The sequence below is a fragment of the Pseudomonas sp. GM50 genome, from assembly GCF_000282375.1.
Lineage (GTDB): Bacteria > Pseudomonadota > Gammaproteobacteria > Pseudomonadales > Pseudomonadaceae > Aquipseudomonas.
This window is the reverse complement of the sequence record NZ_AKJK01000006.1, coordinates 1-16,655: the sequence shown is the minus strand read 5'-3', so window position 1 is coordinate 16,655 and position 16,655 is coordinate 1. Positions and strand designations below refer to the sequence as shown.

The 16,655-nt window shown below is 60.8% G+C and carries 14 protein-coding genes; 7 read left to right on the top strand and 7 right to left on the bottom strand.

Going from position 1 to position 16,655, the window contains the following annotated elements:
- Positions 1-106: 106 nt before the first annotated feature.
- The 4 genes from lpdA to PMI30_RS27870 are packed head-to-tail and all read right to left on the bottom strand — an operon-like array spanning position 107 to position 5,060.
- Positions 107-1,489, bottom strand: coding sequence for a dihydrolipoyl dehydrogenase (gene lpdA, locus PMI30_RS27855; RefSeq protein WP_008005373.1), 1,383 nt, complete (start codon positions 1,487-1,489; stop codon positions 107-109).
- 3 nt (positions 1,490-1,492) lie between these two features.
- A complete protein-coding gene (locus PMI30_RS27860) occupies positions 1,493-2,764 on the bottom strand; it encodes a dihydrolipoamide acetyltransferase family protein (protein ID WP_008005372.1) in 1,272 nt (423 codons plus the stop codon).
- Positions 2,765-3,823, bottom strand: a complete 1,059-nt coding sequence (locus PMI30_RS27865) for an alpha-ketoacid dehydrogenase subunit beta (RefSeq protein ID WP_007895121.1) — start codon at positions 3,821-3,823, stop codon at positions 2,765-2,767.
- Between the two features lies 1 nt (position 3,824).
- A complete protein-coding gene (locus tag PMI30_RS27870) occupies positions 3,825-5,060 on the bottom strand; it encodes a 3-methyl-2-oxobutanoate dehydrogenase (2-methylpropanoyl-transferring) subunit alpha (RefSeq protein ID WP_008005369.1) in 1,236 nt (411 codons plus the stop codon).
- 185 nt (positions 5,061-5,245) lie between these two features.
- On the opposite strand from PMI30_RS27870, the gene bkdR reads away from it, so the two are divergent.
- Positions 5,246-5,734: a Bkd operon transcriptional regulator BkdR gene (bkdR, locus tag PMI30_RS27875; protein ID WP_008005367.1), complete on the top strand. Its 489-nt coding sequence runs from the start codon at positions 5,246-5,248 to the stop codon at positions 5,732-5,734.
- Between the two features lie 186 nt (positions 5,735-5,920).
- On the opposite strand, the gene PMI30_RS27880 is transcribed toward bkdR, so the two are convergent.
- Positions 5,921-6,784 carry an MBL fold metallo-hydrolase gene (locus tag PMI30_RS27880; RefSeq protein ID WP_008005365.1) on the bottom strand — a complete coding sequence of 288 codons (864 nt, stop codon included), beginning with the start codon at positions 6,782-6,784 and terminating at the stop codon, positions 5,921-5,923.
- 104 nt (positions 6,785-6,888) lie between these two features.
- Here PMI30_RS27880 and PMI30_RS27885 point away from each other — a divergent pair, with 104 nt between their 5' ends.
- The 6 genes from PMI30_RS27885 (at position 6,889) to nahK (ending at position 14,906) form a co-directional block, all read left to right on the top strand.
- Positions 6,889-7,224: an ArsR/SmtB family transcription factor gene (locus tag PMI30_RS27885; protein WP_032830345.1), complete on the top strand. Its 336-nt coding sequence runs from the start codon at positions 6,889-6,891 to the stop codon at positions 7,222-7,224.
- 205 nt (positions 7,225-7,429) lie between these two features.
- A complete protein-coding gene (locus PMI30_RS27890) occupies positions 7,430-8,674 on the top strand; it encodes an NAD(P)/FAD-dependent oxidoreductase (RefSeq protein WP_008005361.1) in 1,245 nt (414 codons plus the stop codon).
- A 9-nt stretch (positions 8,675-8,683) separates the two neighbouring features.
- Positions 8,684-9,490: a sulfite exporter TauE/SafE family protein gene (locus PMI30_RS27895; RefSeq protein WP_008005359.1), complete on the top strand. Its 807-nt coding sequence runs from the start codon at positions 8,684-8,686 to the stop codon at positions 9,488-9,490.
- A gap of 264 nt (positions 9,491-9,754) precedes the next feature.
- The gene (locus PMI30_RS27900) at positions 9,755-10,939 is read left to right on the top strand and encodes a porin (protein ID WP_008005357.1); all 1,185 of its coding nucleotides are present in this window, start codon (positions 9,755-9,757) and stop codon (positions 10,937-10,939) included.
- A 240-nt stretch (positions 10,940-11,179) separates the two neighbouring features.
- Complete coding sequence (gene nosP / locus PMI30_RS27905) at positions 11,180-12,343, top strand: nitric oxide-sensing protein NosP (protein WP_008005354.1); 1,164 nt, start codon at positions 11,180-11,182, stop codon at positions 12,341-12,343.
- The gene (nahK, locus tag PMI30_RS27910; protein ID WP_443216274.1) at positions 12,273-14,906 is read left to right on the top strand and encodes a hybrid sensor histidine kinase/response regulator NahK/ErcS'; all 2,634 of its coding nucleotides are present in this window, start codon (positions 12,273-12,275) and stop codon (positions 14,904-14,906) included. The genes nosP and nahK overlap by 71 nt, the downstream gene beginning before the upstream one ends.
- Before the next feature lie 128 nt (positions 14,907-15,034).
- Here nahK and PMI30_RS27915 read toward each other — a convergent pair whose 3' ends face one another.
- Positions 15,035-15,700 (bottom strand): response regulator transcription factor, encoded by a 666-nt coding sequence (locus tag PMI30_RS27915; RefSeq protein WP_008005351.1) that lies wholly within the window; start codon positions 15,698-15,700, stop codon positions 15,035-15,037.
- A 59-nt stretch (positions 15,701-15,759) separates the two neighbouring features.
- Positions 15,760-16,317, bottom strand: coding sequence for a PQQ-dependent catabolism-associated CXXCW motif protein (locus PMI30_RS27920; RefSeq protein ID WP_008005349.1), 558 nt, complete (start codon positions 16,315-16,317; stop codon positions 15,760-15,762).
- Positions 16,318-16,655 lie beyond the last annotated feature (338 nt).

Here is a 16,655-nt window from a genome sequence, read left to right as displayed (position 1 = left end):
CTCAAGAAATCGCTAGCAGGCTAGCTCCCACATTTGGAATGCGTTCTCCTGTGGGAGCTAGCCTGCTAGCGATGGGGCCATCTCTGCCGCCATCAATTGTTCTGAATCACAGATGCAACGCATGCCCCAACGCACGCAACGCCGCTTCCTGCACCGCTTCGCCCAGCGTCGGATGCGCGTGGATGGTGCCGGCGATGTCTTCCAGACGAGCGCCCATTTCCAGGCTCTGGCCGAATGCCGTCGACAACTCCGACACGCCTACACCGACCGCCTGCCAACCAACAATCACATGATTGTCCCGACGAGCGACCACCCGCACGAAGCCGCTTTTCGACTCCAGCGTCATCGCCCGGCCATTGGCCGCGAACGGGAAGCTGGAAACGATGCAGTCCAGCCCCGCAGCCTTGGCTTCGTCCGGGGTCTTGCCGACCACCACCAGTTCCGGGTCGGTGAAGCACACGGCGGCGATGGCGGTCGGGTTGAATTCGCGGTGTTTGCCGCTGATCAGTTCGGCAACCATTTCACCCTGAGCCATGGCCCGGTGGGCGAGCATCGGTTCGCCGCTCAAGTCGCCGATGGCGTAGACATTGCGCATGCTGGTCTGGCAACGGTTGTCGATCTTGATCGCCGAGCCGTTCATGTCCAGGTTCAAGGCTTCGAGGTTCCAGCCTTGAGTGTTGGGTTTGCGGCCGACAGCCACCAGGACCTGATCGGTTTCCAGGTTCAGGGTGTCGCCATTCGGAGCACGAACTTGCAGCATATTTCCTTGAGAATCAAAGCCTTCAACGCTGTGCTTCAAGTAAAGCTTCACGCCGAGTTGCTTGAGCGCTTCGTGTACCGGATGGGTCAGTTCGGCGTCGTAAGCCGGCAGGATGCGATCCTGCGCCTCGACCACACTGACCTCGGCGCCGAGCTTGCGATAGGCAATCCCCAGCTCCAGACCGATGTAACCGCCACCGACCACGACCAGCCGTTTCGGCACGGACGTCGGCGCGAGGGCTTCGGTAGAGGAGATGATCGGACCGCCAATCGGCAGCATTGGCAGGTTCACGCTTTTCGAACCAGTGGCCAGCACCAGGTGCTCGCATTGAATGCGCGTGTCGCCGACTTCGACGGTCTTGCCGTCGATCACTTTGGCCCAGCCTTGAATGACCTGGACCTTGTGCTTCTTCAGCAGTGCCGAAACGCCGGTGGTCAGGCGATCAACAATGCCATCCTTCCACTCGACGCTTTTGCTGATGTCCAGAGTCGGCGCCGATACGCTGATACCCAGCGCTGAGTGTTGGCTGTGGTGCTGCGTCTGGTGGAACTGTTCGGCGACGTGAATCAACGCCTTCGACGGAATGCAGCCGATGTTCAGGCAGGTGCCGCCCAACGATTCGCCTTCCACCAGAATGGTCGAAATGCCCAACTGACCGGCACGGATCGCCGTCACATAACCGCCAGGGCCGCCGCCGATGATCAGCAGCGTGGTATTCAAAGTTTGCATCTCTTACTCCACAAAAAGCGTGGCGGGTTGTTCGAGCAAGCCACGGATGGCCTGGATGAATTGCGCCGCGTCCATGCCATCGACCACGCGGTGATCGAAGGAGCTGGAGAGGTTCATCATCTTGCGGATCACGATCTGGCCTTTGACGACCATTGGCCGTTCGACGATTTTGTTCACGCCGACGATCGCCACTTCCGGCAGGTTCAACACCGGGGTGCTGACGATGCCGCCCAAGGCGCCGAGGCTGGTCAGGGTGATGGTCGAGCCGGACAGCTCATCGCGGCTGGCCTTGCCAGTGCGCGCTGCGGTGGCCAGACGCGAGATTTCCGTGGCGCTGTCCCACAGGCTGCGGGTTTCGGCATGACGCACCACCGGCACCATCAAACCGATGTCGGCTTGGGTGGCGACGCCCACGTGCACCGCGCCGAGGCGGGTGATGACCTGGGCTTCGTCGTCGTAGCGGGCGTTGATCTGCGGGAAGTCGCGCAGGGCCACGACCAGCGCGCGGACCAGGAACGGCAGCAAGGTCAGCTTGCCGCGAGTCGCGCCGTGTTTTTCGTTCAGGTGTGCGCGCAGCTCTTCCACGGCAGTGACGTCAATTTCCTCGACGTAGCTGAAGTGGGCGGCACGCTGGGTGGCGTCCTGCATGCGCTGGGCGATCTTGCGGCGCATGCCGATCACCGGGATTTGCTGTTCGTCGTTGCGCTGGGCGTAAGCGGCGGTGGCGGTCGATGCATTCGACTGACCCTGAGCCAGCCAGGCTTCGAGGTCTTCGTGCAGCACCCGTCCGGCAGGGCCGGTGCCACGCACCAGACGCAATTGAATACCGAGGTCCAGCGCATGCTTGCGCACGGCTGGGGAGGCCAGTGGACGCTCATCGGCTTCACGGGCAACCATCGGCCCTTGGCACACGGCCGGGCGTGGGGCTGCGGCAGCGACGGGTTTGCTTTCCAGCACGGCTTCAACTTTAGGCGCTGCAGCGGGTGCTTCTTTAACTGCGACAGGCTGAGCCGACTCTTTAACGTTGCCCGCGCCTTCAACTTCAATGCTGATCAGGATGCTGCCCACCGCCATGACTTCGCCAGGCTGGCCACCCAAGGCAATCACCTTGCCGTGCACCGGGGATGGAATGTCGACCATCGCCTTGTCGGTCATGACATCGGCCAGCACCTGATCTTCGACGACCATGTCGCCGACCTTGACGTGCCACACCGACAATTCAACTTCTGCAATGCCTTCGCCAATGTCCGGCATCTTGATAACGTGCGTGCCCATTCAGACCTCCATAACCCGATGCAAAGCCGCGCCCACTCGGGACGGACCAGGGAAATACGCCCACTCTTGCGCGTGCGGGTAGGGCGTGTCCCAACCGGTGACGCGCTCGATCGGCGCTTCCAGGTAGTGGAAGCAGTGCTCTTGCACCAAGGCGACCAGTTCGGCGCCGAAACCGCAGGTGCGGGTCGCTTCGTGAACGATCACGCAACGGCCGGTTTTCTTCACCGACTTGACGATGGTGTCCAGGTCCAGTGGCCACAGGCTGCGCAGGTCGATGACTTCGGCGTCGATACCGGTTTCTTCAGCGGCCACTTGCGACACATAAACGGTGGTGCCGTAGGTCAGGATGGTCACGTCCTTGCCCGGACGGGCAATGGCAGCGACGTCCAGCGGCACGGTGTAGTAACCGTCCGGCACTTGCGCGGCGGGGTGTTTCGACCATGGGGTTACCGGACGGTCGTGGTGGCCGTCGAACGGGCCGTTGTACAGGCGTTTTGGCTCGAGGAAGATCACCGGGTCATCGTTTTCGATGGAGGCGATCAGCAGGCCTTTGGCGTCGTAAGGGTTGGACGGCATGACCGTGCGCAAACCGCAGACCTGGGTGAACATCGCCTCGATGCTCTGGCTGTGGGTCTGGCCGCCGTAGATGCCGCCGCCGCAGGGCATGCGCAGGGTCATCGGCGCAGTGAATTCGCCGGCCGAGCGATAGCGCAGGCGCGCCGCTTCGGAAATGATCTGGTCCGACGCCGGGTAGACGTAATCGGCGAACTGGATCTCGGCCACCGGCCGCAAACCGTAGGCGCCCATGCCCACGGCGACGCCGACGATGCCGCTTTCGGAGATCGGCGCATCGAATACGCGGGAGGTGCCGTACTTGTTCTGCAGGCCTTCGGTGCAACGGAATACGCCGCCGAAGTAGCCCACGTCCTGGCCGAACACCACGACGTTGTCGTCACGCTCAAGCATCACATCCATGGCCGAGCGCAGGGCCTGGATCATGGTCATGGTGGTCGTGGTCATGGCGGTTTCCAACTCGATTTTATTGTTGTGATCGTTCATGTCAGATCCCCAACTCTTGACGCTGGCGCTTCAAGTGCTCCGGCATCTCTTTGTAGACGTCTTCGAACATGGTCGCGGCGCTCGGAATCTGGCCGCCGGCGAGGGTGCCGTACTGCTCGGCTTCTTTCTGCGCGGCGATCACTTCGGCTTCCAGTTCGGCGCTGACGGCGACGTGTTCCTCTTCAGACCACTGACCGATTTTGATCAAGTGCTGCTTGAGACGCGCAATCGGATCGCCCAACGGGAAGTGGCTCCAATCGTCGGCAGGACGGTATTTGGACGGATCATCGGACGTCGAGTGCGGGCCGGCGCGGTAGGTGACCCATTCGATCATGGTCGGGCCGAGGTTGCGGCGCGCACGTTCGGCGGCCCAGGCAGAGGCGGCGTACACCGCGACAAAATCGTTGCCATCGACCCGCAGGGAGGCGATGCCGCAACCGACGCCGCGTCCGGCGAACGTAGTGGCTTCACCACCGGCAATCGCCTGGAACGTCGAGATTGCCCACTGGTTGTTGACCACGTTGAGGATCACCGGCGCACGGTAGACGTGGGCGAAGGTGAGGGCGGTGTGGAAGTCCGATTCAGCGGTAGCGCCGTCGCCGATCCAGGCCGAGGCGATTTTGGTGTCGCCCTTGATCGCCGAAGCCATGCCCCAGCCCACGCCCTGGACGAATTGGGTGGCGAGGTTGCCGGAGATGGTGAAGAAGCCGGCGTCCTTGACCGAGTACATGATCGGCAACTGACGGCCCTTGAGCGGATCGCGCTCGTTGGACAGCAGTTGGCAGATCAGGTCCACCAGCGGCACTTCGCGGGCCATTAGAATGCTTTGTTGACGATAGGTGGGGAAGCACATGTCGTCGATGTTCAAGGCCAGGGCCTGGGCGCTGCCGATGGCTTCTTCGCCAAGGCTTTGCATGTAGAACGACATTTTTTTCTGACGCTGGGCGACCACCATGCGGTTGTCGAAAATCCGCGTCTTGAGCATGGCGCGCATGCCTTTACGCAGGATCTCGACCGGTACGCCTTCAGCCCACGGGCCGAGGGCATTGCCCTGGTCGTCGAGCACGCGAATCAGGCCTTTGGCCAGATCAGCCGTGTCGGCCGGTTCAACGTCGATTGGGGGTTTGCGCACCAGGCCTGCGTCGGTCAGATGCAGGTAGGAGAAGTCGGTTTTGCAGCCGGGGCGGCCCGAAGGTTCGGGAACGTGCAGGCGCAGCGGTTCGTACGCTTGGTTCATGGCTTCTACGCTCGATCTTGTGAATTTCTTGTAGTGAGCTGGCAGTCATTCCTCGGTAGAAGAAATCTTGTCCTACAACAATCATAGGCCGGGCCCAGAAGAATATTTCTCTGTGTTTCGTTGCGCATAAGGTTATTTAAGGATAAAAATTCTGCATAAACATAAAAAGCAGGTGGTTTTGTCTCATGCGCAAACTGGACCGTACCGACATCGGCATTCTCAATAGCCTTCAGGAGAACGCGCGCATCACCAACGCCGACCTCGCGCGTTCGGTGAACCTGTCGCCAACGCCGTGCTTCAATCGGGTCAAGGCGATGGAAGAATTAGGGCTGATTCGTGAGCAAGTGACCCTGCTGGATGCCGACCTGCTGGGGCTGCATGTGAATGTGTTCATTCACGTCAGCCTGGAGAAACAGGTGGAGGAGGCGTTGCAGCATTTCGAAGAGGCGATTTCGGATCGCCCGGAAGTGATGGAGTGCTATTTGATGGCCGGCGACCCGGACTACCTGATCCGCGTACTGGTACCGACCATTCAGTCGCTGGAGCGCTTCATGATGGACTTCCTCACCAAAGTCCCCGGCGTCGCCAACATCCGCTCGAGCTTTGCACTCAAGCAGGTGAGGTATAAGACGGCGCTGCCGTTGCCAGCGAATGGGTTGACCCTCAACAACTAAACGCAAATCTCCTGTAGCAGCTGTCGTTGTGGCGAGGGGGCTTGCCCCCGTTCGGCTGCGCAGCAGTCGCAAATCCGAACAACACGGTTGGTCTGATAGATTGCAGGGGGCGGCTTCGCCACCCAACGGGGGCAAGCCCCCTCGCCACAAGGTGGTGCTCGACAGCTGCTACAGGGTTTACGGCGTTTAGAGTTGATTCAGGGGGATCTTCAGGTAAGTCACACCATTCTCTTCCGCCGGCGGCAAATTTCCCGCCCGCACATTCACTTGAATCGCCGGCAGCAACAGCGTCGGCATGCACAACCCGGCATCGCGCCGGGTGCGCATGGCGACGAAGGTGGTCTCATCAATGCCGTCATGAATATGGATGTTGCTTTTGCGCTGCTCACCAACCGTGCTCTGGCATTGCGGAGCGCGGCCGGTGGGCGGGTAATCGTGACAGACGTAAAGGCGAACGCTGGCGGGGAAGGCCAACAGTTTGTGGATCGAGGCAAACATCTGGTTGGCATTGCCGCCGGGGAAGTCGCAGCGCGCGGTGCCGACGTCCGGCATGAACAACGTATCGCCCACCAGAATCACATCGCCGTCGATCAAATAGGCCATGTCCGCCGGGGTATGCCCGGGCACATGCAGGGCCGTGGCCTTGAGATTGCCAATGCGGAATGACTCGTCCGGCGCGAACAGGTGATCGAACTGTGAACCATCGACGCTAAATCCCGGCTCCAGATTGAACAGCGTCTTGAACACCCCCTGAACTGTGCTGATCGACTGACCAATCGCAATTTTGCCCCCCAGTTCCGAACGCAGATAAGGCGCGGCGGACAGGTGATCGGCATGGGCGTGGGTTTCCAGCAGCCATTGCACCTGCAACTGGTGTTCGCGCACGAAGGCGATGATCTTGTCGGCCTGGACGGTCGCGGTGCGCCCGGCGGCGGGGTCGTAATCCAGCACCGGGTCGACAATCGCGCAGTGCCCGCCATCATGTTCGTAGATCACGTAGCTGTAGGTCGACGAGGCGGGGTCGAGGAAGGCTTCAATCAACGCAGACATGGGTACGAACCTGTGGAAAGGGGCGGGAGGGCAATAACCGGTTGCAACACTTTATGTTTAAACATAATGTCCGCAGCTTAAGTGACGTCGAAGGCATCCTGCAAATGCAATCCAGTCTGACCGAATGTGAAGTCGCCCAGCTCCGGGCCTCGGCCTCCAAAGCTTGCGCGCTACTCAAGGCCTTGGCCAACGAGGACCGCTTGCTGATTCTCTGCCAATTGACCCAGGGCGAGCGCAACGTCGGCGAACTGGAGAAAATGACCGGCGTGCGCCAGCCCACACTGTCCCAACAGCTGGGCATCCTGCGCGACGAGGGATTGGTAGTCACCCGTCGTGAAGGCAAGTACATATTCTATGGTTTAGCCAGTCACGAAGTGATTCAGGTGATGAAGACCCTGTCCGGCCTGTACTGCGGAGCTGTGTTGAAAAGCTGGGGCTGAGTCTGATAGCCGTAATGCGATCCGTAGCAGCTGTCGAGCCCTGGCGAGGCTGCGCTCGGCTGCGAAGCAGTCGTAAATCAGAGATTGCGGTATGTCAGACAGACCGCATTAGCCGGTTTCACGACTGCTTCGCAGCCTCGCCAGGGCTCGACAGCTGCTACGGGACTGAACCTTGAGCCATGCGTGCAATAACAAGGAATGAATGATGAACGATCAACACTGGGGCCCATCCATCAGTGCCGACATCGTGGTAATAGGCGGCGGGACCGCCGGCATTGGTTTGGTTGCCAGCCTGCTGAAACGCGATTCGGGTTTAAAAATCACCGTCATCGAACCCGCCAGCCAGCATTACTACCAACCGGCGTGGACGCTGGTGGGCGGTGGTGCTTACTCGGTGAAAAACACCGCGCGCCCGATGGCCTCGGTGATGCCGCGCCGAGCCACCTGGCTGCAGGCGTCCGTGACTGATATCGCCCCCGACAGCAAACAGCTGACTCTCGACGATGGCCGCACCGTCAGTTACCAGAACCTCGTTGTCTGCCCCGGTCTGCGCCTGGCCTGGGAGAAAATCGAAGGCTTGCAGGACACCCTCGGCCAGAACGGCGTGACCTCCAATTTCAGCTATCGGCATGCGGCCTACACGTGGGAACTGGTCCAGGGATTGCGCGGCGGCAAAGCGATCTTCACCCAGCCAGCGATGCCGATCAAATGCGCCGGTGCGCCGCAGAAAGCCTTGTACTTGTCCTGCGATCACTGGCGCAAAACCGGAGTTCTGAGCAAGTTCGACGTCGAGTTCAATCTGGCCGGCGCTGCGTTGTTCGGCGTGGCGACATTCGTGCCGCCACTCATGAAATACATCGAAAAGTACCACGCCCGGCTGGCCTTCAATTCCAATCTGGTCAAGGTTGACGGGCCGTCGAAAACCGCATGGTTCGAGGTCAAGGACGCTGCAGGTGTCGTAACCGTAGAAGAAAAAACCTTCGACCTGCTGCACGTCGTACCGCCTCAGGTCTCGCCGGATTTCATCCGCCAGAGCCCGTTGGCCGACGCCGCTGGCTGGTGCGAAGTGAACCCGCACAGCCTGCAACACGTGCGCTATGCGGATGTGTTCGCGTTGGGCGATGTCTGTTCCACCAGCAACGCAAAAACTGCCGCCGCGGCGCGCAAGCAGATCGTGGTGGTAGCGCAAAACCTGCTGGCCCTGCGCAAGCAACAGCCGTTGCCACTCAAGTACGACGGCTACGGTTCCTGCCCGCTGACGGTGGAGAAGGGCAAGGTGATTCTCGCCGAGTTCGGTTACGCCGGTAAGTTGCTGCCGACCTTTCCCCTCGACCCGACAGTGCCGCGCCGTTCAGCCTGGTTTCTCAAGGCGACCCTGCTGCCGTGGTTCTACTGGAATGGCCTGCTCAAGGGCCGTGAATGGCTGACCCATCTGTCCAAGGTTGACTGAGAGAACCCTATGTTGCTGGCCAGTTTTTTCGGTGTGGTCATGGGCCTGGTGCTCGGTTTGACCGGCGCTGGTGGCGGTATTCTTGCGGTGCCGGCCCTGGTGCTGGGGCTGGGTTTGACCATGACCCAAGCGGCGCCCGTCGCCTTGTTCGCGGTGGGCAGCGCGGCGGCGATCGGTGCGATTGACGGTCTGCGCCATGGCCTGGTGCGCTATCGCGCAGCGTTGTTGATTGCACTGCTCGGTGCGGTGTTTTCGCCGGTGGGCATCTACTTCGCCCATCAGTTGCCGGAAAGGGTCTTGATGATCCTGTTCAGTCTGCTGATGGTCATGGTGGCCTGGCGGATGCTGCGCCGGGAAAAGCACGACGACGGTCCGAGCGATCACGGGCATGCCAACTGGGGCCAGAAGAACTGCATGCTCGATCAGCAGACCGGGCGTTTTTCCTGGACCGCCAAATGCACCGCCACCCTGGCGGCACTCGGCGCGGTGACCGGTGTGGTCTCGGGGCTGCTCGGGGTCGGTGGCGGCTTTCTGATTGTGCCGGCGTTCAAGCAACTGACCGATGTGCAGATGCGCGGCATCGTCGCCACGTCGTTGATGGTGATCAGCCTGATCTCGGTGATTGGCGTGATCGGCGCGTTTCATGCCGGGGTGCGGATCGATGGTTTGGGCGGGTCGTTCATTGTTGCCAGCATCGTCGGGATGATCCTCGGTCGAAAACTCTGCGCGCGAGTGCCGGCTCGAGGGCTGCAGATGGGCTTTGCCAGCGTCTGCGTGGTGATCGCTGTTTACATGCTGTTCAGGGCGAGTTTCTGACCGATAGGCGCCGGGCTTGTCGGCGAGGGCGGACTGAAGGACGCCTTCGCCGGCAAGCCCGGCTCCTACAAAAAACAGCCCTGGGGTGCATAGGCCTACACCCTAAGTTCCGAGCCTTGCCGAGCAGCGGTCTTACGCCGTAATTGTCGCGCATTGCCAGCCATTCCAAAGCACTTCAAAACCGCCCCCAAGGCAGCGTATGACGCCGCCGGTCCACTTTCGATAATCGCCTCCGACATCAAGTCCCCCGTTGCGGAGCGCGCCATGCACAACAATAAGAACTTCAAGCATCGTTTCTTGCCGGCCTTCATCGCCAGCCTGTCCTCCCTTGGCCTGAGCTCAATGGCCGAGGCCGAGATCATGCTCTACGACAAGGACCAGACCACGTTCTCCACCGACGGCTACATCAATGCCTTCTACGTGAACAGCGACGTGGACCGGGCCGGCGAGCAGTACGACCGGCGCCAGGCACGGGTGAAGATGGGATTTCTGCCCAACTACCTGGGCTTCAACATGGGCAAGCAGGTCGATGACCTCAAGCTCGGCGCCCGCGCCTCGTTCTGGGTGACCATCAACGACAGCGAAACCAACGGCACCGACACCGCCATCGACGTGCGGCAGTTCTACGGCACGGTGGCCAATCCAGAGTGGGGCGAGGTGCTGATCGGCAAGGACTTCGGCCTGTTTGCCCGCTCCAACATCCTGCTCGACGAATTGCTCGCCGGTTATGGTCAAGTCAGCGATACCTTGGGCCTGGTGGACGGCGGCGGGGTGTCGTTCGGCAACATCGGCAGCGGCTATCCGTACCCGTTCCCGACGTCGCAGATTACCTATCGCACCCCGGTGATGGACGGCTTGCGGGTGGCGGTCGGGATCATGGACCCGGTCGACACCAACGACAGCAGCGCCACAGGCAAGGCGTACCAAGAGAACCCGCGCACCGAGAGCGAGATCACCTATCAGTTCGACGTCGGCGGGGCGAAGATTTACAGCTGGCTCAACGGCAGCTACCAGACTTCGGACAACACCGACTCCAGCGTCGAGTCCGTCACCTCCAAAGGCGTCGGCTACGGCGTGCAGGCGAAGATGGGCGGGTTGTCGCTGACCGGTTCCGGTTTCCAGGCCAAGGGCATCAACCCGTTCTTCACCAACAACGCGGGCGAGCCGACCCTGCGCAATGTCGACAGCGACGGTTACCTGTTGCAGGGCTCCTACAAACTGGGCAAGAACCGCCTGGCCTTGTCCTACGGCAAGACCGAGGACGACGGCAACGGCGTGGTCGGCAGCGGCGCCGATTACGAGACCCGCGGCATCGCGCTGTTCCATGACGTCAACGACAACCTGAAGCTGGTGGCCGAGTACAACCAGTTCGAAATCAACGGCCACGACACCAGTGCCCAGAATGAAGACACCGATACGTTTGCGGTAGGGGCGGTGCTCACCTGGTAACGCAAATCCCTTGTAGGAGCGAGGCTTGCCCGCGAAAGCGGTGTGTCAGTCGACATTAATGTTGAATGTGACGGCCTCTTCGCGGGCAAGCCTCGCTCCTACGGGGGAATGTGCTGTTTTGCAGATGCCGTCCGGCTCTCATCCCATCGAACCACCCACCCGCTACCCAAGTAGTATTCGCCGCCGCCCGCAGGCTTCGTACACTCGTGCCTCATACAGGCGCACCGGCGAGGGGCGAGGATGCAGCAGGTTCAGAACGACGGTGTGGTCAGTGCCATGTCCCAGGCCATCGATGCCCAGCAAGCAGCTCAGGATCTGGCGCGACAACTCTTGCACCCCCACTTGGGTTTCGTGCTGTTCTTCTGTTCCGCCGAGTACGACTTGCAGGCGCTGGGGCAGGCGTTGCAACAGAGCTTCGGCGGCATTCGTCTGGTGGGTTGCACCAGCGCCGGAGAAATCACCCCCCAAGGTTATGGCCGCAGCTGCGTGACGGCGGTGGGCTTCGATCATCGGCATTTTTCCATCTCCACCGAACTGATCGACGAAATGGAGCATTTCAGCCTGATCGATGCCCAGCAAATGGTCGAGCGACTGGTCAGTGGCTGTCGCAGCAACACCCTGGCGCCGATCAAGGGCAACAGCTTTGCCCTGACTCTGCTCGATGGCTTGTCCAGCCGTGAAGAAATGGTTCTCGCTGCCTTGAGCGCAGCCTTGGGCGACATACCGCATTTCGGCGGATCGGCCGGCGACGACAATTACCTGACCCACACCCATGTGTATTTCGGCGGCGAGTTTCACAGCGGCGCGGCGGTGGTGGTGCTGGTCAATACCTGGCTGGACTTCGAAGTCTTCACCACCCACCACATCCTGCCCAGGGCCGAGAAACTGGTGGTCACCGCTGCCGACAGCGCCTCGCGCCGGGTGTTCGAGCTCAACGCCGAACCGGCCGCCGAGGAGTATGCCCGGCACATCGGCGTGGCGGTGGCCGACCTCGATTATCGGATCTTTGCCGCACACCCGTTGGCGGTGCGAATCAACGATCAGTATTACGTGCGGGCGATCCAGCAGGTTCATCCAGACCTGAGCCTGAGTTTCTACTGTGCGGTGGAAAACGGCATCGTTCTCACCGTCATGACCCCCGGCCCCATGCTGCCGAATCTGCAAAGCCTGTTCGACGGTTTGCAGGAGCGTCTCGGGGACCTGTTGCTGACCATTGGCTGCGACTGTTTTCTCAGGCGTCTGGAACTGGAAGACGGCGGCAGTCTCGAGCAGATCGGCGGGTTTTTGCGGGAGCAGCGGGTGATGGGTTTCAACACCTACGGAGAACAGTTCAATGGCATGCACATCAACCAGACCTTCACCGGGGTTGCCATTGCCCGAGGCCGCTCCCCTGGACAGCGCTGACCTTCAGGCGCAGATCGCCAGCTTGCGCCACGAAAACCACAAACTGCAGCGCATCAATGGCGCGCTGATCGAGCGCATCGAATCCGGCATCACCCGGGGCAACGACCCGTACGCGGCGTTCCAGCATTCGGTGGTGCTGGCCGAGCAGGTGCGTGAGCGCACCGACGCCCTGAACCAGGCCATGGCCGAACTCAAGGCCGGCAATCATTTACTCAGCGAGGCGCGGCTGCGGGCCGAAACCGCCCATCAACACTTGATCGACGCCATCGAAAGCATTTCCGACGCCTTTGTATTGTTCGACGCCGAGCAGCGGATCGTGCTGTTCAACAGCCGCTTCAAGGCGTTCTGGGGCAACAGCCGGGTGCGCATCAATGCCGGCATGCGCCTGCGCGAGGTCAAACGGCTGATGACCGCGACTGGACTGTTCAGTGAAGAACCCCGCGGGCATGCCGATGAAAACCTGCTCTATCGCCTGCACAACGGGCGCTGGCTGCAAGTCAGCGAACGGCCGACTCAGGAAGGCGGGCGGGTGATCCTGTTCACTGACATTACCGACGTCAAACTCAGCGAAACCCTGCGCCGTGAGCAGGCGGTGGCGCAGAAATCGCACTTGTTGCAGCGGGCGGTCGACAACCTGTCCCAAGGGGTGGCGATGGTCAACGCCGAGGGCATTCTGGAACTGTGGAACCGACGCTTCCTGGAACTCAGCGGCCTGGCCCCGGTGGCGGCTCATCGACCGTTCGCCGAAGTGATTGCCGACAGCGAACTGAACCTGCTGACCCCGGCCAGTCGCGACCCGAACGGGCGGCACGTGCAGGAATGCGAGCAGCGCCTCTACGATGGCCGGGTGCTGGAAATCCGCACCCATCCGTTGCCCACCGGCGGTTTCGTCAACACCTTCACCGACATCACCGAACGCTACCAGCACGCCGAAGCGCTCAGCGAAAGCGAGCGCTGGATTCGCCTGATCACCGACCATGTGCCGGCGCTGATCGCCTACCTGAATGCCGATCTGGTCTATGAATTCACTAACAAGGTCTATGAAGAATGGTACTGCTGGCCCCGGGGCGTGATGCTCGGGCAGAGCCTGCGCGAAGTCCACAGCGAGCAGCATTATCAGCGCCTGGAAGCCTACGTGGCCCGGGCCCTGGCCGGCGAGAGCGTGACGTTCGAGTTTGCCGAGACCAACATCAATAATCAGGAGCGCTACATGCTGCGCTCCTACGTGCCCAATCGCCTGGCCACCGGAGAAGTGGTGGGGATTTTCGTGTTGATCCGCGACATCACCGAGCGCCGCCGCACCGCTGAGGCGTTGCATCAGGCCTATCAGAACCTTGAGTTGCGGGTGCGCGAACGCACCACCGAACTGACCACCCTCAATGACCAATTGCTGCGCGAAATCGACGAGCGCCGCCGGGTGGAATCACGCTTGCGCGAGGCCAAGCTCGAGGCCGAGCAGGCCAACCTGTCGAAGACCAAATTTCTCGCCGCCGTCAGCCACGACCTGCTGCAACCGCTGAATGCCGCGCGGCTGTTTACCAGTGCCTTGCTGGAACGCCGGGAGCCGGTGGCCAACGAGACTCTGGTGCGCAACGTGAGCAATTCCCTGGAAGACGTGGAAAACCTGCTGGGCACGCTGGTGGACATTTCCAAACTCGATGCCGGGGTGATCAAGGCGGATATTGCGCCATTCGCCCTGAGCGAATTGCTGGAAAACCTCGCCGCAGAATACACCCAAGTGGCCCGCAGCGAAGGCCTCGAGCTGCATTTCATCCCCTGTTCGGCGCTGGTGCGCAGTGACATTCAGTTGCTCGCGCGGATCCTGCGTAATCTGCTGAGCAATGCCATTCGCTACACCTACAGCGGGCGTGTGGTGCTCGGTTGCCGACGTCATCACCAGCGGCTGACCATTGAAGTCTGGGACAGTGGCATGGGCATTGCTGAAAACCGTCTGGAGGAGATTTTTCAGGAGTTCAAGCGCGGGGACGTGCAGCGTCCGGATCAGGATCGCGGTTTGGGGCTGGGGCTGGCGATTGTCGAGAAAATCGCGCGTATTCTTGGTCACCGGATTCATGTGCGTTCGTGGCCGGGCAAGGGCTCGATGTTTTCCGTCGAAGTGCCGTTGAGTGCCACAGCGCCCAAGGCATTGCCGAACCTGCTGATGAGCGAACCGATGCTTGAGCGCCTGCGCGGTGCACGGGTGTGGGTGCTGGACAACGACGCGGCCATTTGCGCGGGGATGCGCACCTTGCTCGAAGGTTGGGGCTGCCGGGTGGTCACGGCGCTGTCGGAGGAGGACCTGGCGCGGCAAGTGGACAATTATCACGACGAAGCCGACCTGCTGATCGCGGACTATCACCTGGATGACGAGAAGAATGGTGTCGACGCCGTGGCCCGCATCAACGCCCGCCGCGCTTCAGCGATCCCGGCAATGATGATCACCGCCAACTACAGCAACGAACTCAAACAGCAGATCCGCGAACTGGGCCATACCCTGATGCACAAACCGGTGCGGCCGATGAAACTCAAGACGGCGATGAGTCATTTGCTTGGTCGGCCTTGAGTCTTCTGGTGTTTGTGAGAGCCCCATCGCGAGCAGGCTCGCTCCCACATTAGACCGAGTCGACTCAGATCTAATGTGGGAGCGAGCCTGCTCGCGATGGGGGGCGACGCGGTCTTTCTGAAGAGCATTCAGCGCCGCAAATACGACCCGAAATCAATATCCCCGGCACTCAAAATCGCCTGCACCCGATTGTGCACATTGAGTTTGCGCAAAATCGCCGAGACGTGGGCCTTGACCGTGGTTTCGGCGATTTCCAGGGTGTAGGCGATCTGTTTGTTCGATTCGCCCTTGGTCATGCGCTCAAGCACCAGCAGTTGTTTGCGGGTCAGTGCCTGGAGCAGTTCGGGCGGGAAGCTCGGGGTGTCATTCATCCGGCGATGAGTGCCGCTTTTTTGCGTGCGGATGATGTCCGGCGGCAGGTACACATTGCCATTTAGGATCTGCTGGATGGCCTCGGTCATTTGCACCCGTGGCGACGATTTGGTGATGAAGCCCACCGCGCCATAGGTGATGGCTTGCAACACGATTTGTTTGTCCTGCTCGGCCGAGACGATCACCACCGGAATGGTCGGCGCCTCGTTGCGCAGGTTGATCAGGCCATTGAGGCCGTGCATGCCGGGCATATTCAGGTCGAGCAGGATCAGGTCCAGGTCATCGTGCTCCTGGGTCAGGGCCAGGGCGCTGTCGAGGTCGGCGGTCTCCATGACCTCACTGCCGGGGAAACCGTCGCTGATGACGTTATGAATGGCTTCGCGAAACAGCGGGTGATCGTCGGCAATCAGAATTTTGTACATGGCCTTTCACCTCATTATTTTTTTGATCGGGGTGTGGCAACAACACGCAAGCGCTCACGTCAGGGAAAGGGCTCGGGCCGGGCCGGCGTCACGGGCAGCTTTGCCGCTTGCCAGGCATCCAGTCCGTCGCGGTACCAATACAGTGTCTTATAGCCCATGGAAGCGGCGCGTTTTACCGCGTTCCAGCTCAACCAGCAATCGGAGCGGCAGTAAAAGACCAACGGTCGAGTCGGGTCGCCCGCCGTCAATTGCTGCAGGTGGCGCGCGAAATATTCCTGCCACGGGGGCGTCAGGTCCCCGTCACCGGTATTGGCCAGCCAGTGGCTGCCGGGCAGGTTTTCGTGGGGCTGGTCTTCGATGAAACGGCCTTGCAGCCATTGCCGGCGGTAGACATCGATCAGCAGCGGAGGGGGCGTCTGCTGGAGCAGGTTTTGCAGGGCGGACGTGTCGATGATACTCGCCCCCTGGAGCTGATTCGGCGTCGGGCTACGGTACAGACCGATGCGATAACCCTCGGCGGAGAACAGCGCTGTTTCAGCCTGCGCAACGCCCAGCAACAGGCTCAGCGACAGCGCGGCGAGAGAAGGGCACAGCAGAACACGTCGTGCACGCGGCATGGGGTTCAGTCCTTATAGTTATGAACCCATTACATGCCAGTAGCGGTGCGTTGTGAATGCGACGATAGACAGGTAAACCAGTACTAAAGTAGTAATTTTGCCCGGATTGCCGGGTGCTTTGCTTGTGAACACAAAATATGTGAACACCTCAGATCAACTGTGGGAGCGAGCCTGCTCGCGATGGGGCCATTACATCCAGCATTGATGTTGACTGACACACCGCCATCGCGAGCAGGCTCGCTCCCACAGGGGAATTGTGTTGTCAGTTGGTTTTGCGCAAGGCTGCTTGCTCCCACACTGGATAGTGTGTGAACACAAATATGTGAACACCTCAGATC

Coding starts and splice junctions, on each gene's coding strand:
- lpdA (WP_008005373.1), bottom strand. CDS start 1,489: ATGCAAACTTTGAATACCACGCTGCTGATCATCGGCGGCGGCCCTGGC.
- PMI30_RS27860 (WP_008005372.1), bottom strand. CDS start 2,764: ATGGGCACGCACGTTATCAAGATGCCGGACATTGGCGAAGGCATTGCA.
- PMI30_RS27865 (WP_007895121.1), bottom strand. CDS start 3,823: ATGAACGATCACAACAATAAAATCGAGTTGGAAACCGCCATGACCACG.
- PMI30_RS27870 (WP_008005369.1), bottom strand. CDS start 5,060: ATGAACCAAGCGTACGAACCGCTGCGCCTGCACGTTCCCGAACCTTCG.
- bkdR (WP_008005367.1), top strand. CDS start 5,246: ATGCGCAAACTGGACCGTACCGACATCGGCATTCTCAATAGCCTTCAG.
- PMI30_RS27880 (WP_008005365.1), bottom strand. CDS start 6,784: ATGTCTGCGTTGATTGAAGCCTTCCTCGACCCCGCCTCGTCGACCTAC.
- PMI30_RS27885 (WP_032830345.1), top strand. CDS start 6,889: ATGCAATCCAGTCTGACCGAATGTGAAGTCGCCCAGCTCCGGGCCTCG.
- PMI30_RS27890 (WP_008005361.1), top strand. CDS start 7,430: ATGAACGATCAACACTGGGGCCCATCCATCAGTGCCGACATCGTGGTA.
- PMI30_RS27895 (WP_008005359.1), top strand. CDS start 8,684: ATGTTGCTGGCCAGTTTTTTCGGTGTGGTCATGGGCCTGGTGCTCGGT.
- PMI30_RS27900 (WP_008005357.1), top strand. CDS start 9,755: ATGCACAACAATAAGAACTTCAAGCATCGTTTCTTGCCGGCCTTCATC.
- nosP (WP_008005354.1), top strand. CDS start 11,180: ATGCAGCAGGTTCAGAACGACGGTGTGGTCAGTGCCATGTCCCAGGCC.
- nahK (WP_443216274.1), top strand. CDS start 12,273: ATGGCATGCACATCAACCAGACCTTCACCGGGGTTGCCATTGCCCGAG.
- PMI30_RS27915 (WP_008005351.1), bottom strand. CDS start 15,700: ATGTACAAAATTCTGATTGCCGACGATCACCCGCTGTTTCGCGAAGCC.
- PMI30_RS27920 (WP_008005349.1), bottom strand. CDS start 16,317: ATGCCGCGTGCACGACGTGTTCTGCTGTGCCCTTCTCTCGCCGCGCTG.